A 23,111-nucleotide genomic window follows, 5' to 3' on the forward strand; every position below is an offset into this window, starting at 1 on the left:
CCGCTTATTTTCCGTAGTGTTCGCAAATTTCGTTGACCGCGCGGCACACGCGCTCGACGTCGCCTTCGTTCATCAGCGTGAAGAGTGGCAGCGTGACGGTGGTGGCGCCGAAGCGCTCAGCGTGCGGGAACATGCCTTCCTTGAAGCCGCGCGCGCGGTACAGGGAAAACAGGTGCAGCGCCGGGTAGTGCACGCCCGAGCCGATGCCGCGCTCCTTCAGCTCGCCCATGAAGCCGGCGCGGTCGATCGACAGTTTTTCGAGCGGCAGCGTGATCTGGAACATGTGCCAGTTGCTGTTTTCGAAGTCCGCGGGCGGCAGGCCGACGCCGAGCTTAACGGCCGCGCCGCCTTCGAGTTGCGCGAAGTACGCGCGCACGAGCTTCTTGCGCTGCGCGATGAAGCGCTCGAGATGCGGCAGCTGGCCGAGGCCGACACGCGCGGCGACGTCGGTCAGGTTGTATTTGCCGCCGAGCACGTCGCAGTCCATGCCGTCGAAGCCGGTGCGCGTGATGCCTTGCAGGCGGTACTTCTGCGCGAGCACCGCTTCTTCCTCGTTGTTCAGCACCAGCGCGCCGCCTTCGACCGAGGTCAGGTTCTTGTTCGCGTGGAAGCTGAACGACACGATGTCGCCGAGCTTGCCGATGCGCTCGCCGTTCCAGGTGGAGCCGAATGCCTGCGCGGCGTCTTCGATCACACGCAGCTCGTGCGCGCGGGCAATCCCGTACAGACGGTCCATGTCGACCGGCAGGCCCGACAGGAACACTGGCAGCAACGCCTTGGTGCGCGGCGTGATCGCTTTTTCGAGCAGGTCGAGATCGATGTTGCGCGCGATCGGGTCGATGTCGGCGAACACTGGCGTCGCGCCGGTTTCGAGGATCACGTTGCTGGTCGACACCCAGGTGGCCGGCGTCGTGATCACTTCGTCGCCGGGACCGACGCCGGCGATGCGCAGGCCGATTTCGAGCGTCGCGGTACCGGAATTGAAGGTGCGCACCGGGCGGCCGCCGCAGTACTCGGACAGCGCGGCCTCGAACTTCTGGTTCTGCGGGCCGGTGGTGATCCAGCCGGAACGCAGCACTTCGGCGACGCCCTGGATCGTTTCCTCGTCGATCTCGGGTTTGACAAACGGCAAAAACGGGACTTGTGACTGGCTCATTGAATGCATCGCTCGATTGAAAGGGGCGCGGCCCGACAGGCGCGAAGTACGATGGGCGCGAAGTAAACCACAAACTACCCGCAAACCCAAGGCCGCGGCTTAAAAAACGCAACCGCTCAGCTTACCGCGGCCTACCTTACGTCAGGCTTAGGCGGCGCGTGTGCCGCGCGGGTTCCTACGGGGGGCACCGCGCCTAGCTGCGCGCGAGCACGACGACGCCGACGAGAATGATGCCGATGCCGATCAGCTTCTGCACCGACATCACTTCGCCGAACAGGTACCACGCGGCAATCGCGTTGACGACGTAGCCAAGTGACAGCATCGGATAGGCGATCGACACGTCCACGCGCGAGAGCCCGATGATCCACACCGCCACGCTGATCACGTAGCAGGCGAGTCCGCCGATGATCGGCGGCTGGGTTGCCAGCTTGAAGCCGATGGGCAGGATGTTCGCACGGGTGAATTCGAAGTGTCCAACGGCATTCGTGCCGGCCTTGAGCAGCAGCTGCGCGCCGGCATTCAGCGTGACGCCGGCCAGGATGCAGAACAGGGAAATCGGGTTCATCGAACGGTCTGGTTCTCGAAAGGGTTAGGGCTTTGCCGCGGGCGTGGAGACGGGGGCCGGCGTGGCCGATGCCGCGGGCCTCACTTCGACGACTGCCGAGGCGGCGTTAGCGGGGGTAGCGGGTGCTGCCGCCGCCGCTGCGGCCGGGGCGGCGGCGGGAGCCGCGTCGGCGAGGGGCTTCATCACCACCACGCGGCGCGGATCGCGCGCGATCACCTGCATCGGCACGCCTTGCTTGACGAGGCGGTCGTAGGTCGGCGGCGGGATCAGCGCGAGCGCGTAGCGATCGGCCTTCCAGCGCTCGATCCACGCGTCGACCGTCGGCATCCATTTTTGCGGCTCGACGGACACGCCGAATGCGAGCTCGTCCGGGTGCGCGACCATGATCATCGTGTGGCCGATGTAGAACGGCAGCGTGTGGTCGAGTACGCCGACCGAGTAGAACGGCGTGTCGGGCGGCAGCTTCGCGAGTTCGGCCTTGATCGCGGGCGCGAGCGGCGCGCCGGAGCTCAGGCGCCCGAACACGTCGTGGCCGGTGCCCGCGATGGTGCCGAGCAGCAGCCAGCCCGCGCCGAACGCGGCGAGGCTGCCGAGACCGACTCGCGCGTTGGCGCCCACGCCGCCCTGGCCGCGGCGGTTCAACCACAGCGCGAACAGCGTGAGCACGAACGCGACGGCTAGCGCGGCGAGCACCCACACGCGGTATTCGGCATACAGCTCGGCTGGATTGCGCGCCGTGCCGAAGCGCGGCAGGAACAGCGCCGCGAACGCGGCGACCACGAAAAACAGCGCGTAGCCCGCCAGATGCCGGCGCAGCTGCTCGCGCGTGACGAGCGGCAGATACATGCCGATCAGCATCGCGATCGGCGGCGCGATCGGCAGCGTGTAGGACAGCAGCTTCGAGTGCGACGCGCTGAAGAACAGGAAAATGAAGACGATCCACGTGAGCATCAGCGTGACCGGCGCGAAGCCGTTCGGCTGACGCGGCTGGCGCCACGCGTGGCGCACGCTTTGCACGGTTACCGACAGCCATGGCAGGAAGCCCACCAGCAGCACTGGCACGAAGTAGTAGAACGCACCGGGGCGATTCTGCTCGGGCGTCAGATAGCGCTTGAACTGCTGAACGACGAAGAAGAAGTTCAGGAATTCCGGATTGCGCTGCTGCACGAGGACGAACCACGGCGTCACGATCGCGAAAAACACGATCAGCCCGCTCACCAGATGCAGACGCTTCCACAGCGCCCAGTCGCGCGCGATCAGCGTATACAGCACCAGCACCGCGCCCGGCAGGATCATCCCGACCAGGCCCTTGGAGAGCACCGCCAGCGCCATCGACGCCCAGCACACCCACATCCAGCCGCGCACGCATGGGGGCCGCAGGTTCGGGCGCTGGGCGAGCAGCAGCGCGCACAGCGTGAGCGCCATCCAGAGCGACAGGCCCATGTCGAGCGTATTGAAGTGGCCCATCAGGTTCCAGTACGGCGAACAGGCGAGCACGAGTGCCGCGAACACGCCAGTCGCGGCGTTGAACACGCGGGCGCCGGTAAAGCCGATCAGCAGCACGCCGGCGAAGCCCGTCAGCGCGGTGTAGAGGCGCGCCTGCCATTCGCCGATGCCGAACCACGCGAACGTCAGCGCGTTCGCCCACGTTTGCAGCGGCGGCTTCTCGAAGTACTTGTAGGCGTTGTAGCGCGGCGTGATCCAGTCGCCGGTCAGGAACATTTCGCGCGCCATTTCGGCGTAGCGGCCTTCGTCGCTCGGCAGCAGATGGCGCCAGCCGAGCGGCACGAACCAGATCACGGCGAGAACCAGCACCAGCAACAGGATCGCGGTGCGGTTGAGCGGTAGCCTCGACGGCGTATCGTTCATGAAATATCAACCCTTCTTGTTATCGACGGCGCGCGCACGGGCGCGACGCGGGGGGCAGAACCGGGCCGGCCGGGCGCGCCGGCGCGGGATGCACCGGCGCCGGGCACGCTCAGGCCTCGATCAGCAACGCGGCCGCGACCTTGCGGCCCTCGGCCATCAGAATGTTGTAGGTGCGGCAGGCGGCCTTGAAGTCCATCGTTTCTACGCCGATGCGTTTCGCGCTCAGCGCGGCGGTCAGGCGCGGGTGCGGAAAGCGCAGCCGCTCGCCGCTGCCGAACACGACCACTTCGGGCGCCGCGTCGACCAGCATCGCGAAATGCTCGGCGCCCAACTGCTCGAACGACGAGACGGGCCAGGGAATGACCGGCGCGTCCGGCAGCACGAGAATACTGCCCGCGTGACGCACCAGATTGATTTCGACGTAGTCGGCGCCGTAGCCGGTAACGGTATTGAGCGCGCCGCTGGAATCCTGATGTAATTTCAAATTGGTTTTCCGAAGTCGTCGTGAGACGTCATGCGTGTTGCCGGCCTGACTGCACGTCGCACAGGCCGCGCGGTTCGACGCGTGTGGCACACGAGAAGGCCGAAAAGGCTTGCCGATGCGGGTGGTGCATTGCGGAAGTCGGCCAAAATCCGCTAAATTATAACTTTTTAGCCGCCTTGCGGCGCCCCTCGCTCAAGTGCCGCCACAAGCCGCGCTGGGCGCATCGGCGTGGCCCACCGGCTACCTGGGTTGGCATCGCCCGCTTTCGCTGCGTTTTTCCCACGCCGGAACCCGGAAAGCCGCGGCCGCTCGACAGTTCGACCCCATTTCGCGGCTGGCCGCCGTCGCTGGCGCCGCCGCGTCCGAATTCCCCGTAGCGGCGAATCAGAGCAGCCCGGCGTCGTCAGCCAGGCCCCGTTTGCCCAAGGTTTGCCCCAGCCATCAACCAGGATGAAGTGCCCGCCGTGAAACCGATTCTCAAATCAAACAAGTTGTTGAATGTCTGCTACGACATTCGCGGGCCCGTCCTCGAACATGCGAAGCGGCTCGAAGAAGAGGGTCACCGCATCATCAAGCTGAACATCGGCAATCTGGCGCCGTTCGGCTTCGAGGCGCCGGACGAGATCATTCAGGACATGATCCTGAACCTGCCTAGCTCGTCGGGCTACTCCGACTCGAAGGGCGTATTCGCCGCGCGCAAGGCGATCATGCACTACACGCAGCAAAAGGGCGTGCACGGCGTCGAGCTGGACGACGTCTACATCGGCAACGGCGCGTCCGAGCTGATCGTGATGGCGCTCCAGGGCCTCGTCAACGACGGCGACGAAGTGCTGCTGCCCGCGCCCGATTACCCGCTGTGGACCGCCGGCGTGAGCCTCGCGGGCGGCACGCCGGTGCACTACATCTGCGACGAGTCGAATAGCTGGATGCCCGACCTCGATGACATCCGCGCGAAAATCACGCCGAACACGCGCGCGCTGGTCGTGATCAACCCGAACAACCCGACCGGCGCGCTGTACTCGGACGAACTGCTGCTCGGCCTGATCGAGATCGCGCGCCAGCACGGCCTCGTGATCTTCGCCGACGAGGTCTACGACAAGATCGTCTACGACGGCAAGACGCACACGTCGATGGCGTCGCTGTCCGAAGACGTGCTGACCGTCACGTTCAACAGCTTGTCGAAGAGCTACCGCTCGTGCGGCTATCGCGCCGGCTGGATGGCCATTTCGGGCCTGATCGGCGAGAACCGCCGGCTCGCGAAAGACTATCTGGAGGGGCTCGGCATCCTCGCGTCGATGCGGCTGTGCCCGAACGTGCCCGGCCAGTACGCGATCCAGACCGCGCTCGGCGGCTATCAGAGCATCAACGACCTGATCGTGCCGGGCGGGCGCCTGTACAAACAGCGCGAGCTCGCCTACGACATGCTCACGGCGATCCCCGGCGTGAGCTGCGTGAAGCCGGAAGCGGCGCTGTACATGTTCCCGCGCCTCGACCCGAAGGTGTATCCGATCCAGAACGATCAGCAGTTCATCCTCGACCTGCTGCTCGAAGAGCGCGTGCTGCTCGTGCAGGGCACCGGCTTCAACTGGAAGACGCCGGATCACTTCCGCGTCGTGTTCCTGCCGAACGTCGACGACCTCGCGGATTCGATCAACCGGATCGCGCGCTTCCTCGACGGCTACCGCAAGCGTCACACAGCCTGAGCCGGCCTCGCGTACGATGTGGCGCGTGATGTGGCAAATGAGGCGCGCCGCTCGTGCCACCCCCCGACACCCTTTTCAAACCTCTACTAGAAACACACGCTGCATGGAACCAATCAAAGTTGGACTGCTGGGCTTCGGCACGGTAGGCTGCGGCACCTTCACGGTACTGCGCCGCAATCAGGAAGAAATCAAACGTCGCGCGGGTCGCGGCATCGAGATTGCGCGCATTGCCGTGCGCAACCCGGCCAAGGCGACCGCGGCGCTCGGCGGCGAAGCCGGCAGCGTGGCGCTGACCGATGACTTCAACGCGGTCGTCGGCGATCCCTCGATCGCGATCGTCGCGGAAATGATCGGCGGCACCGGCATCGCGCGCGACCTCGTGCTGCGCGCGATCAACAACGGCAAGCACGTGGTCACCGCCAACAAGGCGCTGCTCGCCGTGCATGGCACGGAGATTTTCGAGGCGGCGCGCGCGAACGGCGTCATGGTCGCGTTCGAGGCGGCGGTGGCGGGTGGCATTCCGATCATCAAGGCACTGCGCGAAGGGCTGACGGCGAACCGCATCCAGTACATCGCGGGCATCATCAACGGCACGACGAACTACATCCTGTCGGAGATGCGTGACCGTGGGCTCGATTTCGCGACCGCGCTGAAGGCCGCGCAGGAGCTCGGCTACGCGGAAGCCGACCCGACCTTCGACATCGAGGGCGTCGACGCGGCGCACAAAGCGACGATCATGAGCGCGATCGCGTTCGGCGTGCCGGTGCAGTTCGACCGCGCGTACGTCGAAGGCATCAGCAAGCTCGCCGCGATCGACATCAAATACGCCGAGGAACTCGGCTACCGCATCAAGCTGCTCGGCATCACGCGACGCACCGACAAGGGCATCGAGCTGCGCGTGCACCCCACACTGATTCCGGAAAAGCGTCTGCTCGCCAACGTGGAAGGCGCGATGAACGCGGTCGTCGTTCACGGCGATGCGGTCGGCACGACGCTGTACTACGGCAAGGGCGCGGGCGCCGAGCCGACGGCTTCCGCCGTGGTCGCCGATCTCGTCGACGTTACGCGTCTGCACACGGCCGACCCCGAGCACCGCGTGCCGCATCTGGCATTCCAGCCGGACAGCCTGTCGAACACCCCGATCCTGCCGATCGAAGAAGTCACGAGCGGCTACTACCTGCGCCTGCGCGTCGCCGACGTGACCGGCGTGCTCGCCGACATCACGCGCATTCTGGCGGACACCGGCATTTCGATCGACGCGCTGCTGCAAAAGGAATCGGAGCTCGTCGACGCGAACGGCAAGGGCGAAACCGACATTCTGCTGATCACGCACGAGACGGTCGAAAAACAGGTCAATGCCGCGATCAGGTCGATCGAGGCGCTGCAGACCGTCGTCTCGCAAGTCACGAAGCTGCGCATGGAAGCGCTGAACTAGGCCGAACTATGAACTACCTCTCCACGCGCGGCGCCGGGGCCGGCGAGCGCCATACCTTCTCCGACATCCTGCTCGGCGGTCTCGCGAAAGACGGCGGCCTGTATCTGCCGGCCGACTATCCGCGCGTCGCCGCGGACGAACTCGCGCGCTGGCGCACGCTGCCATACGCGGATCTCGCCTTCGAGATCCTGTCGAAGTTCTGCGACGACATTCCCGCCGACGACCTGCGCGCGCTGACGCGCAAGACCTATACGGCCGCGACCTACTGCAACGTGCGCGACGACGAAAGCGCCGCGCAGATCACGCCGCTGAAGACGCTCGGCGTCGAAGCCGGCGCGCCGCTTTCGCTGCTCGAACTGTCGAACGGTCCGACGCTCGCGTTCAAGGACATGGCAATGCAGCTGATCGGCAACCTGTTCGAGTACGCGCTCGCGAAGCATGGCGAAACGCTGAACATTCTCGGCGCGACGTCGGGCGACACCGGCAGCGCCGCTGAATACGCGATGCGCGGCAAGAAGGGCATCCGCGTGTTCATGCTGTCGCCCCACAAAAAGATGAGTGCGTTCCAGACCGCGCAGATGTACAGCCTGCAAGACCCGAACATCTTCAACCTCGCGGTGGAAGGCGTGTTCGACGACGCGCAGGACATCGTGAAGGCGGTCTCGAACGATCACGCGTTCAAGGCGAAGTACAAGATCGGCACGGTCAACTCGATCAACTGGGCGCGAGTCGTCGCACAGGTTGTCTACTACTTCAAGGGCTACTTTGCCGCGACGAAGTCGAACGACGAGCGCGTGTCGTTCACGGTGCCGTCGGGCAACTTCGGCAACGTGTGCGCGGGTCATATCGCCCGCATGATGGGTCTGCCGATCGAGAAGCTCGTCGTCGCGACCAACGAGAACGACGTGCTCGACGAGTTCTTCCGCACTGGTATCTACCGTGTACGCAAGGCGGCCGAAACGTATCACACGAGCAGCCCGAGCATGGACATCTCGAAGGCATCGAACTTCGAGCGCTTCGTGTACGACCTGCTCGGCCGCGATCCGGCGCGCGTGCTGCAACTGTTCCGCGACGTCGAGGAGAAGGGCGGTTTCGATCTCGCGGCAAGTGGCGACTTCGCGCGCGTAAGGGAGTTCGGTTTCGTGTCGGGCAGCAGCAGCCACGACACCCGCGTCGACACGATCCGCGACGTGTTCCAGCGTTACGACACGATGATCGACACGCACACGGCCGACGGCGTGAAGGTCGCGCGCGAGCATCTGCAGCCCGGCATTCCGATGATCGTGCTCGAGACCGCGCAGCCGATCAAGTTCGGCGAGACGATCCGCGAGGCGCTGCTGCGCGAACCGGAGCGGCCGGCGGCGTTCTCGGGGCTCGAGTCGTTGCCGCAGCGCTTCGAGGTCGTGCCCGCGGATGCGCAGCGGGTGAAGGACTTCATCGTCGCGAATACCGGCGAATAAGGGCGCGCGGGCCGCGTGAGCCGTTTTACGGCTCACGCGGGATGCCGCGTCGATTCACGTTGATCGACGCCCACTCCCGCACTACGAGAAAACGCTGGCCGCACCCTCCGCGGCCACGCATCGAAAAACACAAAAAGCTCCCCATAACGCCCGGCCTCCCAGGCTAACGGCATCGGCCGCTACAATGTTCTTTTAACCTGCGGCTTCCACCCTCCAGATGTCCACACCCACGCCCCGCGCCCCGATGCTCGCCACTGCCGATGCGCTGGCGATCCTGCTCGACGCCGCGCGCGCGCTCGACGGTATCGAAACGCTGCCGACGCTCGACGCGCTGAATCGCGTGCTCGCCACCGACGTCACGTCGCCGCTCGATGTGCCGCCGATGAACACGAGCGCGATGGACGGCTACGCGGTCCGCATCGCCGATCTCGCGCACGGCAGCCGCCTGCCGGTCTCGCAACGCATTCCGGCCGGCCATGCGCCGACGCCGCTCGCGCCCAACAGCGCGGCACGCATCTTCACCGGCGCGACGGTGCCCGCCGGCGCGGACGCGGTCGTGATGCAGGAGCAGACCGAGGTGGCTGGCGACGAGGTGACGATCGTGCATCGTCCGCAGGCGGGCGAGTGGATCACCGCACAGGGCGCCGATATTCGCGCGGGCTCGGTGATCCTGCCGGCCGGCACGCGGCTCACGCCGCAGGCGTTGGGACTTGCCGCGTCGGTCGGATGCGCGCGGCTCGAGGTGCGCCGCCGCGTGAAGGTCGCCGTATTCTTCACCGGCGACGAACTGACGATGCCCGGCGAGCCGCTGAAGCCCGGCGCGATCTACAACTCGAATCGCTTCACGCTGCGCGGCCTGCTCGAGAAGCTCGGCTGCGACGTGACCGACTATGGCATCGTCGCCGATCAACTCGACGCGACCCGCGCGACGCTGCGCGAAGCCGCCGAGGCGCACGATCTGATTCTCACCTGCGGCGGCGTGTCGGTCGGCGAGGAGGATCACGTGAAGCCAGCGGTGGAGGCCGAAGGGCGTCTGTCGATGTGGCAGATCGCCATGAAGCCGGGCAAGCCGCTCGCGTTCGGCGCGGTGCGGCGTGGTGCGGGTGGTGCAAATGGGGGCGAGCCGGCCGAAACGTTTTTCATCGGCCTGCCCGGCAATCCGGTGTCGAGCTTCGTGACGTTCCTGCTGTTCGTGCGTCCGTTCGTACTGCGGCTGGCCGGCGTGCAGGCGGTCGCGCCGCGCGCGCTGTCGCTGCGCGCGGACTTCACGCAGGGCAAGGCCGATCGCCGCAACGAGTTCCTGCGCGCGCGCGTCAATGTGGCGGGAGGGCTCGATCTGTTTGCCAATCAGAGTTCGGCCGTGTTGACGTCGACCGTGTGGGGCGACGGTCTGATCGACAATCCGCCGAACCACGCGATCAGCGCCGGCGAAACCGTGCGCTTCATTCCGTTTTCCGAACTGTTGAACTGAGGCCGCTCGTCCGCGGCACGCGCGGCTTGGACCGGCGGTATCCCGATGAAGATTGAACTCCGATACTTTGCGAGCGTGCGTGAAGCGCTCAATACGTCCCACGAAAGCGTCGAGGTGCCCGACGGCATCGCGACCGTCGGCGATGTGCGCGCGTGGCTGCGCGTGCGTGGCGGCATCTGGGCCGAGACGCTCGCCGAAGGCCGCGCGCTGCGCACGGCCTGCAACCACGTGATGACCGGCGCGAGCACCCGCATCACCGAGGGCTGCGAGGTCGCGTTCTTTCCGCCCGTCACCGGCGGCTGAGCCGCGCTCTCGCACATCACGTTCACGCCAGCGACAAAAGCCCTCAGGAGCCGTCCATGCCCGTTCGCGTCCAGACCGAAGACTTCGACCTCAGCGCCGAGGTGGCCGCGCTGCGCGCGCGCAATCCGAGCATCGGCGCGGTCGCGTGCTTCGTCGGCACCGTGCGCGATCTCAACGAGGGCAGCGCGGTCGAGACGATGGAGCTCGAGCATTATCCGGGCATGACGGAGAAGTCGCTCGAGGCGATCGTCGAGCGTGCGCGCGAACGCTGGCCGGGCATCGAGGTGCTGATCGTGCATCGCGTCGGCAAGCTGTATCCGCTCGATCAGATCGTGCTCGTTGCGACGACGGCCGCGCATCGCGGCGACGCGTTTGCGTCGTGTGAATTCGTGATGGACTATCTGAAGACCGAAGCGCCATTCTGGAAGAAGGAGAAAACCGACGCGGGCGAGCGCTGGGTCGACGCGCGCGTGACCGACGATGCCGCGCTCGCGCGCTGGGGAATCGAATCGGGAAATCGGACTCCGGAGTAAACGCGTCGCGGGCCGCGGAGTTGCGACGGCGCACGCGGCGTCTTTGTGTGAGGGGCGTCGGCGCCGGCCGACCTTCACTCGTCCCGCGAGCGTCCGATGATCGGCACCGGGAACGGCTCCCCAGCCGGCCGTGACGGATGCTCGCCATCGTCGTCAACGTCGCCATCTCGCGGCCGACGCTTCGGCGCCACCCGCTCGAGCAGCGCCTGTTGCTCCGGCGGGATCTTGTAATCCCAGCCGAAACGGCTCAGTTGCAGACTCTGCGCAATCCGCAGCGCCGGCTCCATGAAACGGACCGCCGCGGCCGGCTGATAGCGCGATTCGACCGTATCGAGGAACAGATACAGCCAGCGGCTGAAATGCTGCGGCTCGATGCCTTCGAGCGGCTGATGCGCCTGCTGCACGTTGCCGCGATACTGCTTCGCGCCGAGCACGAGGCTGCTCCAGAATGTGCACATCTTCGGCAGATGGTCGTCCCAGCGGCCCGCGAGCTTCGCGTCGAAGACCGGACCGAGCAGCGGGTCGGCACGCACGCGATCGTAAAAGCCATAGACGAGGTCGCGGATATTGGCGTCGGTGGGTTCGGCCGCGCGTTCGACCGGCGGCGCGACGGGGAAAGACGGATTCATGCGGATTCCAGAAAATTGCGGTTGCCGATGTCGGCTGAACTGAACCTTGCCCCCCCGTTTTTCTGACAAACGGTTGATGCGGAAAAAGCTACTATTGCTATCCGAAACAGTTTTGCAGCGCGATTCGGGGAGCGACGCCAGCCAGCCAGTCATGTTAGGGCGTAGCGCTCGTTCCCGGCAACCCTCGCGTCGACACGGTTATCGGGACGTTCAAGGCACTTGCTCGCAGCCTTTCAAGCTATACCAGGACCTATGAGACTTACCGACTATACGGATTACGCGCTGCGCGTGCTGCTGTACCTCGCGGTGCGGGGCGACGGATTATCGACGATTCAGGACATTTCGCAAGCCTACGGCATCTCGAAAAACCATCTGATGAAGGTCGTGCAGCAGCTGGGCGAGCTCGGCTGGGTCGAGACCGTGCGCGGCCGCAACGGCGGCTTGCGGCTCGGCGCGCAATCGCTGTCGCTGACCGTTGGCGACGTGGTGCGGGTCACGGAAAGCGACTTTGCGCTGGTCGGCTGTCTGCCGGACCGCCAGGGCCAACAGCGGCCTTGCGTCATCACGACGCAATGCCGGCTCCGTGGCGCGTTGCAGGCGGCGAACCTCGCTTTTCTCGCCGAGCTCGATCGTTTTACGATCGGCGAAGTCGCGCAACCGAAAAGTCCGCTCGCGGCGTTGCTTGGGTTAGGCTCCACGATTCAGATGGCGCCGCTGCCGATTCCGGTGGCATCGGATAGCACGCGCGGCGGCAGTCCGGCGACGCTGGGCCACAAGAACTAGAACATCCGGCCGGCTCCCGGGTGCGCAAACCCGCCCGGCCGCGCCACTGGGGAAGGATCGCGGCAGTTCTTGCGCTCAAATGTTAAATAGTTGCGACCGAGGCCAAAAAAGCGCTTGAAACCCTAATAAAACGCCTCATTTTGGTGGTAATCGAAATTGGAGGTCTCTTGATGAGAATCGACAAACTCACCACTAAATTCCAGGAAGCGCTCGCGGACGCCCAGAGTCTGGCGGTTGGCCACGACAATCAGTACATCGAACCCGTCCACGTGCTCGCGGCACTCGTCGCGCAGCACGACGGCTCCGCTCGCTCGCTGCTGTCGCGCGCCGGTGTGCACGTACAACCTCTACAAACCGCGCTGAACGACGCAGTCACGCGGTTGCCGCAAGTGCAGGGCACCGACGGCAACGTGCAGATCGGCCGCGAACTGACCGGTCTGTTGAACCAGGCGGACAAGGAAGCGCAGAAGCTCAACGACACGTTCATCGCGAGCGAAATGTTCCTGCTCGCGGTCGCCGACGACAAAGGCGAGGCCGGCCGTCTCGCGCGCGAGCACGGGTTGTCCCGCAAGGCGCTCGAAACCGCGATCGCCGCGGTGCGCGGCGGCTCGCAGGTGCATAGCCAGGACGCCGAAAGCCAGCGCGAAGCGCTGAAGAAATACACGATCGACCTGACCGAGCGCGCCCGCGCAGGCAAGCTCGACCCCGTGATCGGCCGCGACGACGAAATCCGCCGTTCCATTCAGATCCTGCAGCGCCGCACCAAGAACAACCCGGTGCTGATCGGCGAGCCGGGCGTCGGCAAGACCGCGATCGTCGAGGGGCTCGCGCAGCGCATCGTCAACGGCGAGGTGCCGGAAACGCTGAAGAACAAGCGCGTGCTGTCGCTCGACATGGCCGCGCTGCTCGCGGGCGCCAAATATCGCGGCGAGTTCGAAGAGCGCCTGAAGGCGGTGCTCAACGACATCGCGAAGGACGAAGGGCAAACCATCGTCTTCATCGACGAGATTCACACGATGGTCGGCGCCGGCAAGGCCGAAGGCGCGATGGACGCGGGCAACATGCTGAAGCCGGCGCTCTCGCGCGGCGAGCTGCATTGCGTCGGCGCGACCACGCTCGACGAATACCGCAAGTACATCGAAAAGGATGCCGCGCTCGAGCGCCGCTTCCAGAAGGTGCTGGTGGACGAACCGTCGGTCGAGGCGACCATCGCGATCCTGCGCGGTCTGCAGGAGCGCTATGAGCTGCACCACGGCGTCGACATCACGGACCCGGCGATCGTCGCGGCCGCCGAGCTGTCGCATCGCTACATCACGGACCGCTTCCTGCCCGACAAGGCGATCGATCTGATCGATGAAGCCGCGTCGAAGATCAAGATGGAAATCGACTCCAAGCCGGAGGAGATGGATCGGCTCGACCGTCGTCTGATCCAGCTGAAGATCGAACGCGAAGCGGTGAAGAAGGAGAAGGACGAGGCGTCGCAGAAGCGTCTGCAACTGATCGAAGAGGAAATCGAGCGGCTCAACCGCGAATATTCGGACCTCGATGAAATCTGGACCGCGGAAAAAGCGGCGGTGCAGGGCAGCGCGCAGCTGAAGGAAGAGATCGAGAAGACGCGTGCGGAAATCGTGCGTCTGCAGCGTGAGGGCAAGCTCGAGAAGGTGGCCGAATTGCAGTACGGCAAGCTGCCGGGTCTCGAGGCGCAGCTGAAGGAAGTCACGCGCGCCGAAGCCGAGGAGCAGAACAGTCCGAAGCGTCCGCGTCTGTTGCGCACGCAGGTCGGCGCGGAAGAGATCGCCGAGGTCGTGTCGCGGTCCACCGGTATTCCGGTGTCGCGCATGATGCAGGGCGAGCGCGAAAAGCTGCTGCAGATCGAGTCGAAGCTGCATGAGCGCGTGGTCGGCCAGGACGAGGCGATCAACGCGGTCGCCGATGCGATTCGCCGCTCGCGCGCGGGTCTGTCGGACCCGAACCGTCCGTATGGCTCGTTCCTGTTCCTCGGGCCGACCGGCGTCGGCAAGACCGAGCTGTGCAAGGCGTTGGCGTCGTTCCTGTTCGATTCGGAAGAGCATCTCATCCGTATCGACATGAGCGAGTTCATGGAGAAGCACAGCGTCGCGCGTCTGATCGGCGCGCCGCCGGGTTACGTCGGCTACGAGGAGGGCGGTTATCTGACCGAGGCCGTGCGCCGCAAGCCGTATAGCGTGATCCTGCTCGACGAAATCGAGAAGGCGCATCCGGACGTATTCAACGTGCTGCTGCAGGTGCTCGACGACGGCCGCATGACCGATGGCCAGGGCCGCACCGTCGACTTCAAGAACACGGTGATCGTGATGACCTCGAACCTCGGTTCGCAGGTGATCCAGGCGATGGTCGGCGAGCCGCAGGAAGCCGTGAAGGACGCCGTGTGGGAAGAGGTGAAGCTGCACTTCCGTCCCGAGTTCCTGAACCGGATCGACGACGTCGTCGTGTTCCATGCGCTCGATCGCTCGAACATCCAGTCGATCGCGCGGATCCAGTTGCAGCGTCTGCACGAGCGGCTCGCGAAGCTCGACATGCAGCTGGTGGTATCGGACGCGGCGCTCGAGCACATCGGCAAGGTCGGCTACGACCCGCTGTTCGGTGCGCGGCCGCTGAAGCGCGCGATCCAGCAGGAGATCGAGAACCCGATCGCGAAGCTGATTCTGGCCGGCAAGTTCGGTCCGAAGGATGTGATTCCGGTCGAAGTGGACGACGGCGAGGTGCTGTTCGAGCGCGTCGTGCACTGAACGCTTTGGCTTGATGACACGACGGGAGGACGGCAGTCGAGCCGTTCCCGCCAACGTTAAGAAACCGGCAACGAAGGTGACTTCGTTGCCGGTTTTCTTTTGCCCGCCGATTTCAAACCGGGCGTTGGCGTTGGCGTTGGCGTCGGCGTCGACCGGCAGCCTAAGCCGCCGCCAGCGCATGGCGCACAGCGTGCTTAAGCGTTGCCCTTGTTGCCGAGCAGCGCCGACAAGCCGCCGAGCGCGCCGAGCACCGTGGTCGCGTTCAGCTTGCCATCGGCCGGCACTTCGCCTTCCGGCGTGGCCGCGTTGACGACGTGCGGCAGGATCTGCGATAGCAGACCCGTCACCTGATCCGGCTGGACCCCGGCCTTCGCGGCGAGGCCGGTCACGGCTTCCGAGCCCAGCACGTTATGCAGCGCGTCGGGTGCGATGGGCTGGTTTTCGCCATTGCCGACCCACGACGACACGACGTCGCCGAGGCCCTTTTCCTGGAAGCGCTGGATCAGGCCGTTCAGGCCACCAGGCTGCGTGTTGACGAATTCGAGCGCGGCGGCGATCAGCGCTTGCTGGCCGCCGCCTTCTGGCGATTTGCCAAGCAGGGAACCGATGGTGTCGAGTAGGCTCATGACGGTCTCTCTTGAATGCCGGCGCGTGCATGACGGCCGGGCGGGTGACGACGACGCGCGGTTGCGCGTCGCGGTAAAACGCAAGGGCGGCAGCCCCGCCGGCCTCAAGCGCCGGACGCAGCCGCGGCGGATGCCGCCTTGCTCTTCTTCGCTTTCTTCTTCGAAGCCTTGGTGCCGGACGCGTCGGCTGGTGCGCTGGCTGCCGCGGCGGCCGGAGCCGAAGCGGCTGCCGCGTCGGATGCTGCGGCCTTGTTCTTCTTCGACTTCGACGGCTTCGCGGCCGAGGCAGGGGCAGGAGCGGCCGGCGCTGCCGTCGTGGCAGCGGGCGCGGCGGCGGTGGTTGCCGCGGGAGCCGCCGGTGTGGTCTTCGTGGCCGACTTGGTGGACGTCTTCGCACCGGTCGGCGCTGCCGACGAGCCGTTGATCGTCAGTCCGGCCGCTTCGAGGTTCTCGACCGATTTCTGGCCGATGCCCTTCACACGCGCGGCGAGATCGTCGGCGTTCTTGAACGGGCCGTTTTTGGCGCGTTCGTCGAGGATCGCTTTCGCATGCACGGGGCCGATGCCCTTGACCGATTCGAGCGCGGCCTGATCGGCGGTATTCACTTCCACGGCCGCGGCAAATCCGGCCGACAGCGACAAAGCCACAGCGACGCAAAGCATGAAAAGCTTCTTCAGCATGGCAAGCACTCCATTGAGGGCAAAAAGTTAGCCGGGAACGGACGACCTATCCTGTCAGCGGGCGCTGCGTTTAAGCATAGGACAAATCGCAGGACCGATTTGAGATAGCGGACGATTTATACCGTTCGATTGATGACAAGTAAATCCGCCACACAATATTTAAAGCTTTTAGCGGCATGCAGTGCCGGTGAATTTATCGTTCGATATCGGTCGCGATAACTCGTCTGCGATAAAGAATGAGCAACGCAAAGGAATGACAGCATCCGACGCTTGACTTAGAGTGCACTCGAAGTCCTAACCTGAGTCCGTCATGTCGAAACACTCAACCGCGCTCACCATCGGTCAGGTTGCCGAAACGATCGGCGTGTCCACGCACACGCTGCGCTATTACGAGCAGGCCGGCTTGATCCGGCCGGTCGGACGCACGCAGACGGGGCACCGGCTGTACTCGCCGGCCGATCTCGACTGGTTGCGCTTCGTGATGCGTCTGAAGGCAACGGGCATGTCGATCTCCGGCATGCAGCAGATCGCCGCGCTGCGCGCGCAAGGCCATCCGACGATGCGCGCACGCCGCGACCTGCTGGTTGCGCATCGCACCGCGCTGCTCGCGCGGATCGCCGATCTGCAGAGCAACCTCGGCGCGATCGACGACAAGATCGCGTACTACGAGGCGGCCACGAGCGGCGCGCTTGAGCCCGATCCGGCACGACAGGACGACGAAACCTCGTCGCCCTCACACCCCGATAAGGACTCGCAATGGACTACGCACACAACGACCGCTACGCGCGGGGCTGGGACAAGCTCAGGGAAATCGACGGTTCGGCGGGCGAGCAGGTAATCGCCGCGCTCGCGCCAGTCGCGCCGGAATTCGGACGCCTGTTGATTGAATTCGGCTTCGGCGACATCTACAGCCGGCCGCAGCTCGATCTGCGCACGCGTGAGATTGCGGCGATCGCGTCGCTCGCGACCCTCGGCTGCGCCCAGCCGCAGCTGAAGGTACATATCGAGGCGGCGCTGAACGTCGGCTGCACGCGCGAGCAGATCGTCGAGGTGTTCATGCAGATGGCGCTTTATGCGGGCTTTCCGGCCGCGCTCAATGCGCTGTTCGCGGCGCGGGAAATTTTCGAGGCCAAGGATCGGGAGGGGGAGGCCGCATACGCGGCGTGAGCGGGCTGAGCTGCGTGGGGAACGGAAAGGCGGATGCAGAACAGGTCGTCTCTCACCCCGGCTTGGGTGCAACTGACGGTCCGGTCGGTGCTATTCGTGGCCTTCCCAACCCCCCATCCCTTCAAACAACCGGATCGACCCGCGCCGCCGCAGCCTCGCGCAAATAGCGCTGGCTCACGAATCGCCAGTACACGAGCAAGCCGAGCCCGGCAATCGCGAGACTTGCGGAATTCGCGACCCAGAAGCCGCGCGCGCCGGTCAGCCAGGGCGGCGTGAGGCCGGTCGTATCGAAGCCGAGCGCATAGCCGCCGCCGAGCCCGACTCCCCACAGCGCCACCGCATAGATGATGGTCGGCACGACCGCGACCTTGTAGGCGCGCAGCACGAACGCGGTCGAGATCTGCAACGCGTCGAACAGGTGGTAGCAGGCGACGATCAGCACCAGCGGCAACGCCTTCGCCGCGACCTGCGCGTTCGTCGTATAGCCGTCGACAATGTACGGCCGCAGCACGAGCACGAGCGCGCCATAGCAGCACGCGATCGCAACCGCCATCGCGATGCCGTGACGCGACAGCGTGCGCGCCGCCTGCGGCCGATGCGCGCCGAGCGCCTGCGCGACCAGCGTCGACGACGCGATGCCGATCGACAGCGGCGTCATATAGAGCACCGCGCCGACGTTGCCGGCGATCTGATGTCCGGCGAGCGTCGTCGTGCCGAAGCGCGCGATGAAAAGCGCCATGAACGTGTACGACGTGACCTCGATCAGATACGACAGCCCCATTGGAATACCGAGCCGCAGTTGCGCGGCCTGGCGCTTCCAGACCGGCCAGCAGAAGTGCGTGAAGATGCCGAGTGCCTTGAAATCGTCGACGCACGCGAGCAGCAGCATGCCGAGCGCCGCGAGTGCCCAGTTGAGCAGCGTGCTCGCGAGCGCGCAGCCCGGACCGCCCAGCGCGGGCACGCCGAGGCCGCCGAAAATGAACCAGGTATTGAGCGGAATTTTCAGCAGCAGCGCGGCGATCTGCAGGAACATCACGAGCCGCGGTTTGGCGAGCGCATTGGCAACGGAGCCGTAGACCCGGAAGGCGAGGCCGGCGGGCAGCCCGAACGCGAGAATCCGCAGGTACGCGAGCGTGCGCTCGTGCAGCGCGTCGGGCACGCGCGACAACGCCAGCAGCGGTCCGGGGAAGAACAGGATCAGAAAGCCGATCACGGTCAGCGCGGCGGCAAGCCACCATGACTGGCGGACCTCTTCGCCGATCTCGACGTAGCGACGCGCGCCGTACAGCTGCGCGGTGATCGGCTGCAGCGCGGTCAGGATGCCGGTCAGGCCGATATAGACCGAGACGTAGATCGACGAGCCGAGGCCGAGCGCGGCCAGATCGACGGCCGAGTAGCGCCCGACCATCGCCGTGTCGATCACGCCGAACGCGATGATGGCCAACTGGCCGATCAATACGGGCCACGCGAGCGCGGCAATTTTCCGTACGTCGGCGAACATGGTCAGTCGAGCTTCTTGTGCCAGTTGCGGCGCTTGCCGGGCGGCGGCTTGGGACGGTCGATGCGCACGTACAGGCGGAAGCGCTCGTCGCGGTCCGCCGCGCGGCGACCTTCCCATACGAGCTTCCAGATGTAGTCGGGCATCGCGCTAGGGTCGCCGTAGTCCTGCGAGTCCTGACGCAGGATCACGTCGCAGTCCTGGTCGAACGAGAAGTGCATGTCGCCGAAATACGCGAACGTCGCGATCTGCGCATTGCCGAGGCGTACCGGCGCGATGCACGTGTAGTCATCGGGCAAGTGGTTGGCGATCTGCTGCGCGACGTCGCGATAGGTCCGGCTGTAGTTGACGACCGGCAGCCACAGCGTCATCAGCAACACCCACATCAGCGTGGTGCCGGCGCTCGACAGCACGACGCTGCGCCACAGCACCTTCGGATGACGAGCGAGGCGCCAGCGCACCAGCAGGAACCAGCACACGGTCACCGCGACCGCGCACACGAACGACAGAATCTTGAACTGCGGCACGAAGCCGGGCGCGAGTCGCGCGAGATTGCGCGCGAGCGGGTGCGGAAAGCCGGTCAGGCCTGCCACATACACGAGCCACACGAAGCTGCCGAGGATCGTGAAGCTCAGCAGCGCGAACCAGTCGATCGCGTTGATCGCGCCGCGCTTGAGCGTCGGCAACGCGAAAGTGGCGAGCACCGCGAGCGGCGGCAGCAGCAGCATGTAGAGTCGGTTCGACTGATGGCTTTGCAGCACGACGAGCACGAACAGCGGCCCGATCACCGACAGCGGAATCGCCACGTGCGGCGCGCGCCGCAGTCCCTGCCAGCTGAACCACGACCACAGCGCGAGCGGCCAGGCTGGCCATGTGAAGAGCGGCAGGTTTTTCAGCGCATACGCGGCGACCGAGCCGGGCGGGCCCGCGAACGAGCTCAGGCTCACGTGCAGCCACTGGTTCAGATACCAGACAGCGTCGTCCGGGAACGCGGCGAGCGCGATGATCGGCCACGACACCGCGAGCACGAGCGCCACGGGCAGACCCGCGAGCAGCAGCCAGCGCGATCGCGTTTCGCGCACGATCAGCGTCATCGCGAGCGTGCCGAGCAGCAGCGCGCCGACCAGCACCGGACTGCTCGCGAGTGTGACGAGGCCGATCGCGAGACCCCAGGTCAGCGCGCCCTGAATCGGCTTGTCGATCATGCGCACGAGGCCGTACACGAGCATCGCGATGCAGACGAACTGCACGAGCTGCGGCGTGGTCTCGTGACCGCGCTCGGCGAGGCCGAAGCACGCGAGCAGGATCAGCAGTGCGCCATCGGCGAGCGTGCGGCCATAGTCGCGCGGTTCCGGCTCGCCGCCGAATGCATATTTGAACGGCTGCACTTCGGCGCGCCGGCCGAGCAGATACGCCGCGTACCAGACGAACGCGCAGCCCGCGCAGAACAGCAGGCCCGTGAACACGCGCGACGCGTTGCTCGCGTCGACCCACGGTGCGAGGACGCGGATCGCGCTCGCGCCGAGCCAGTAGCCGAGCGGGCCGTCCTCGGTCAGATATTTGCCGACCAGATTAGGCAGCAGCCAGTCGTGCGCGCCGCCGTTCGCCATCGTCCACATCACACCAAAGCCGGCTGCGTCCTCGTTCTTCCACGGATCGCGGCCGAACAGGCCGAACGAGGCGTAGACGATACAGATGGCCAGCAGCAGCCAGCGCGGCAACGCACTGGTCGCAGAGGCGGTGAGGCGAACGACAGGTCTCATGCGGTGTGTGGAGTCTGGATAAGCGATGCAACCGGAGCGGCCTGGCAGGTCAGGGCGCGAGGGCCCGTTTCGAGCATCCGGCATTGTAGTCGTGCCGTGCGATGCACGTCACGGCCGGTAACGCCCGGCAACGTCAATGGACAAGCTGTAACACAGTGTCGTGAAAGCGCGGCGTGCTCCTTCCGGCTGAAGGCTTCGCGCGGCGTGCGACCCAGCGGGCGCACAAGCGCAGGCGACAAAAAAGGGCAGCTCGCGCTGCCCTTTCTGTTTGCTCCGTTGCCGGCGGGAAGCCGGCACCGTTGCGGTATTACTTTACTGCCTTGCCCGAAGCACGTGCGCCGAACTTCTTGTTGAACTTCTCGACGCGGCCGGCCGTGTCCATGATCTTTTGCTGGCCGGTGTAGAACGGGTGCGATTCCGACGACACTTCGACCTTCGCGAGCGGGTAGGTCTTGCCGTTGAATTCCGCGGTTTCGCGCGTCTGGATGGTCGAGCGCGTCACGAACCTGAAGTCGTTCGACATATCGACGAACAGGACTTCGCGGTAATTCGGGTGAATGCCTTCTTTCATGGTCTTTCCTTTAATCTGGCGGTAGCCAACCCGCGTGCAGCCTCGAATTGGACTGCCTTCAGGCGCGAGCCACTTGCCTACGGTCGAAAAACCGCGATTATGCCAGAAAATCAGTCGTTTGGCGATTTTGCTGCCAGCGGATTCTATTGCGGCGCAAGCGGCGCCCGTTCGCGGCGTCTCAAACCGGCGTGAACGTCAATCCGACGCGCGCTGGATCTTGCCGGTAGTAGCGCGCGAGCAGTCGGTACAGTTCCGGATACTCCGCCTCGAACGCTTGGGGCTTGACGAACAGCGCCTCGCTGCACACGGCAAAAAATTCCGACGGATGGTCCGCCGCATACGGATCGACCAGCGACTCGCGTTCGAAACGCGCCCAGCGTCGCTCGGGCACCACGTCGACTTTCGCACAGAAGTGATCGTATGCATGGTCGAACACATCGGCCCATGCCTGCGCATCGAGCGGCGCGTGCCAGCGGCGCATCAGCGGCGGGTGGCCATCCGCTTCGCCGTTGAGCATGTCGATCTTGTGCGCGAACTCGTGGATCACGACGTTGTATGCGTCGCTGCCATCGGTCATCTGCGCGTCTTCCCACGACAGCACCACCGGGCCGCCTTCCCACGCCTCGCCGCTGGCGTCGTGTTCGATCTCGTGCACGACGCCATCTTCGTCCTCAACGGTCTTGCGGATCACGAACTCGCCCGGATAGACGATTACGCCGACCCAGCCGCGATACAGATCGAGGCTCAGGTTCAGCACCGGCAGGCACGCCTGCGCGGCGATGCCGACCGTCATCGCATCGGTCAGCTCGAGCTCGTGCGCGGTCGAGAACTCCTTCTGCGCGAGGAAGAGACTCGTCATCTCGCGCAGCCGCGTGAGATCGGGCGCTTCCAGATGCGTGAGAAAGGGTAGGCCGGCGAGTGTCGCCTGCCACAAGGAATCGTCGATCGCGTAGTCGCGCAGCGCGCGCTCGCGACGCCGTGTGCCCAGCCAGTTCGTGAGTTTCGACAGCATGCTTGGAGCCCACCTTCAGTCGATCTGTTTTTGCCTCGCGGCGAACAGGCCGCCGCATATCGCGACGCCGATCAGAAAATAGAAACCGTCGAGCGACGCGAGCAAACTGGCCTGCTGCGCAATCGACCGGCTGATCGACGCGATCGTGTTCTGGTAGACCGGATTGTACGGATTCACGGACTCCGCGAGGCGACTTTGATGCAGCGCGAGCCGGTGCTGCTCGACGATGATCACCGAGGCGGTCGAGAAGAAGATGGTCAACTGCCGGACGATGTTTTTCAGCCGGTAGCCGTGCGTGAACTCCTCGGTCCGGCGACATGCGCGTCATCCACCCGGCGGCGAACGCGGCCACCGCGAAGCCCGGCACGATGATCCACTTCTTGCGCAGCAGCAGCTTCGCAAAACGCAGATAGACGAACAGCGCGCTCGCCGAAATCAGCGATGTGGTGCCGACGTGCCGCCCGGTGTTTTCGACCGGATAGCCGAGGCCCCTTCGAGAAACCGTGTGTACGTTCACGTACATGTTGAGGCGGCGCATTGTCTCTGCGGACGATGGACGAAAAAAACCGCTCGCAGTTTGCGAGCGGTTTTTCATGCATTGCAGTTGCCGACTAATACGGCCAGCACGAAGGTCG

Annotated in this window: 21 protein-coding genes and 1 pseudogene; 10 read left to right on the forward strand and 12 right to left on the reverse strand. The window is 65.2% G+C overall.

What is annotated here, in order from left to right; translation table 11 throughout:
• Positions 1 to 4 precede the first annotated feature (4 nt).
• From HDG39_RS03810 to HDG39_RS03825, 4 genes are all read right to left on the reverse strand, one after another.
• Positions 5 to 1,156: a DegT/DnrJ/EryC1/StrS family aminotransferase gene (locus tag HDG39_RS03810; RefSeq protein ID WP_184003392.1), complete on the reverse strand. Its 1,152-nt coding sequence runs from the start codon at positions 1,154 to 1,156 to the stop codon at positions 5 to 7.
• Positions 1,157 to 1,349: 193 nt separating this feature from the next.
• A complete protein-coding gene (locus HDG39_RS03815; RefSeq protein ID WP_018418160.1) occupies positions 1,350 to 1,721 on the reverse strand; it encodes an SMR family transporter in 372 nt (123 codons plus the stop codon).
• A 24-nt stretch (positions 1,722 to 1,745) separates the two neighbouring features.
• Positions 1,746 to 3,590 (reverse strand): ArnT family glycosyltransferase, encoded by a 1,845-nt coding sequence (locus HDG39_RS03820; protein WP_184003394.1) that lies wholly within the window; start codon positions 3,588 to 3,590, stop codon positions 1,746 to 1,748.
• Between the two features lie 109 nt (positions 3,591 to 3,699).
• A complete protein-coding gene (locus HDG39_RS03825; protein WP_184003396.1) occupies positions 3,700 to 4,074 on the reverse strand; it encodes an Mth938-like domain-containing protein in 375 nt (124 codons plus the stop codon).
• Between the two features lie 455 nt (positions 4,075 to 4,529).
• On the opposite strand from HDG39_RS03825, the gene HDG39_RS03830 reads away from it, so the two are divergent.
• The 6 genes from HDG39_RS03830 to moaE all read left to right on the forward strand — a co-directional run bounded on the left by HDG39_RS03830 (position 4,530) and on the right by moaE (position 10,979).
• Positions 4,530 to 5,777, forward strand: coding sequence for a pyridoxal phosphate-dependent aminotransferase (locus HDG39_RS03830; protein ID WP_018418157.1), 1,248 nt, complete (start codon positions 4,530 to 4,532; stop codon positions 5,775 to 5,777).
• A gap of 103 nt (positions 5,778 to 5,880) precedes the next feature.
• A complete protein-coding gene (locus HDG39_RS03835) occupies positions 5,881 to 7,212 on the forward strand; it encodes a homoserine dehydrogenase (RefSeq protein WP_184003400.1) in 1,332 nt (443 codons plus the stop codon).
• Between the two features lie 8 nt (positions 7,213 to 7,220).
• The gene (thrC, locus tag HDG39_RS03840) at positions 7,221 to 8,672 is read left to right on the forward strand and encodes a threonine synthase (RefSeq protein WP_184003402.1); all 1,452 of its coding nucleotides are present in this window, start codon (positions 7,221 to 7,223) and stop codon (positions 8,670 to 8,672) included.
• Between the two features lie 244 nt (positions 8,673 to 8,916).
• Positions 8,917 to 10,143 (forward strand): molybdopterin molybdotransferase MoeA, encoded by a 1,227-nt coding sequence (locus tag HDG39_RS03845; protein WP_184003404.1) that lies wholly within the window; start codon positions 8,917 to 8,919, stop codon positions 10,141 to 10,143.
• Between the two features lie 45 nt (positions 10,144 to 10,188).
• A complete protein-coding gene (gene moaD / locus HDG39_RS03850) occupies positions 10,189 to 10,446 on the forward strand; it encodes a molybdopterin converting factor subunit 1 (RefSeq protein ID WP_184003406.1) in 258 nt (85 codons plus the stop codon).
• 56 nt (positions 10,447 to 10,502) lie between these two features.
• On the forward strand, positions 10,503 to 10,979 hold the full coding sequence (gene moaE, locus HDG39_RS03855; protein ID WP_018418152.1) for a molybdopterin synthase catalytic subunit MoaE: 477 nt from the start codon (positions 10,503 to 10,505) through the stop codon (positions 10,977 to 10,979).
• A gap of 74 nt (positions 10,980 to 11,053) precedes the next feature.
• On the opposite strand, the gene HDG39_RS03860 is transcribed toward moaE, so the two are convergent.
• A complete protein-coding gene (locus tag HDG39_RS03860) occupies positions 11,054 to 11,608 on the reverse strand; it encodes a group III truncated hemoglobin (RefSeq protein WP_184003408.1) in 555 nt (184 codons plus the stop codon).
• Between the two features lie 252 nt (positions 11,609 to 11,860).
• Between HDG39_RS03860 and HDG39_RS03865 the strand changes: the two genes are divergently transcribed.
• Together HDG39_RS03865 and clpB are read left to right on the forward strand one after the other, a co-directional pair.
• A complete protein-coding gene (locus tag HDG39_RS03865; protein ID WP_184003410.1) occupies positions 11,861 to 12,391 on the forward strand; it encodes an Rrf2 family transcriptional regulator in 531 nt (176 codons plus the stop codon).
• 170 nt (positions 12,392 to 12,561) lie between these two features.
• Positions 12,562 to 15,159, forward strand: coding sequence for an ATP-dependent chaperone ClpB (clpB, locus tag HDG39_RS03870; protein WP_184003413.1), 2,598 nt, complete (start codon positions 12,562 to 12,564; stop codon positions 15,157 to 15,159).
• Positions 15,160 to 15,353: 194 nt separating this feature from the next.
• Here the strand turns inward: clpB and HDG39_RS03875 are convergent, their stop codons facing one another.
• Positions 15,354 to 15,893 (reverse strand): YidB family protein, encoded by a 540-nt coding sequence (locus tag HDG39_RS03875; protein WP_409339014.1) that lies wholly within the window; start codon positions 15,891 to 15,893, stop codon positions 15,354 to 15,356.
• On the reverse strand, positions 15,890 to 16,465 hold the full coding sequence (locus tag HDG39_RS03880) for a ComEA family DNA-binding protein (RefSeq protein ID WP_184003417.1): 576 nt from the start codon (positions 16,463 to 16,465) through the stop codon (positions 15,890 to 15,892). Before HDG39_RS03880 ends, HDG39_RS03875 begins: the two co-directional genes overlap by 4 nt.
• A 310-nt stretch (positions 16,466 to 16,775) precedes the next feature.
• Between HDG39_RS03880 and HDG39_RS03885 the strand changes: the two genes are divergently transcribed.
• Entirely contained in the window at positions 16,776 to 17,303 is a 528-nt protein-coding gene (locus tag HDG39_RS03885; RefSeq protein ID WP_184003419.1) for a MerR family transcriptional regulator, read from the forward strand.
• Positions 17,222 to 17,632 (forward strand): carboxymuconolactone decarboxylase family protein, encoded by a 411-nt coding sequence (locus HDG39_RS03890; RefSeq protein WP_184003421.1) that lies wholly within the window; start codon positions 17,222 to 17,224, stop codon positions 17,630 to 17,632. The genes HDG39_RS03885 and HDG39_RS03890 overlap by 82 nt, the downstream gene beginning before the upstream one ends.
• 121 nt (positions 17,633 to 17,753) lie before the next feature.
• Here the strand turns inward: HDG39_RS03890 and HDG39_RS03895 are convergent, their stop codons facing one another.
• The 5 genes and pseudogenes from HDG39_RS03895 to HDG39_RS03915 form a co-directional block, all read right to left on the reverse strand.
• Positions 17,754 to 19,133, reverse strand: a complete 1,380-nt coding sequence (locus HDG39_RS03895) for an MATE family efflux transporter (RefSeq protein ID WP_184003424.1) — start codon at positions 19,131 to 19,133, stop codon at positions 17,754 to 17,756.
• Between the two features lie 2 nt (positions 19,134 to 19,135).
• On the reverse strand, positions 19,136 to 20,893 hold the full coding sequence (locus HDG39_RS03900) for an ArnT family glycosyltransferase (protein ID WP_184003426.1): 1,758 nt from the start codon (positions 20,891 to 20,893) through the stop codon (positions 19,136 to 19,138).
• A 307-nt stretch (positions 20,894 to 21,200) separates the two neighbouring features.
• Positions 21,201 to 21,464: a type B 50S ribosomal protein L31 gene (locus HDG39_RS03905; RefSeq protein WP_018418142.1), complete on the reverse strand. Its 264-nt coding sequence runs from the start codon at positions 21,462 to 21,464 to the stop codon at positions 21,201 to 21,203.
• A 178-nt stretch (positions 21,465 to 21,642) separates the two neighbouring features.
• Complete coding sequence (locus tag HDG39_RS03910; protein WP_184003428.1) at positions 21,643 to 22,476, reverse strand: M90 family metallopeptidase; 834 nt, start codon at positions 22,474 to 22,476, stop codon at positions 21,643 to 21,645.
• Between the two features lie 155 nt (positions 22,477 to 22,631).
• Positions 22,632 to 22,966, reverse strand: a pseudogene (locus tag HDG39_RS03915) (MFS transporter); the annotation flags it as partial.
• Between the last annotated feature and the right edge of the window lie 145 nt (positions 22,967 to 23,111).

The organism is Paraburkholderia lebeckiae, from assembly GCF_014201005.1.
Lineage (GTDB): Bacteria > Pseudomonadota > Gammaproteobacteria > Burkholderiales > Burkholderiaceae > Paraburkholderia > Paraburkholderia tuberum.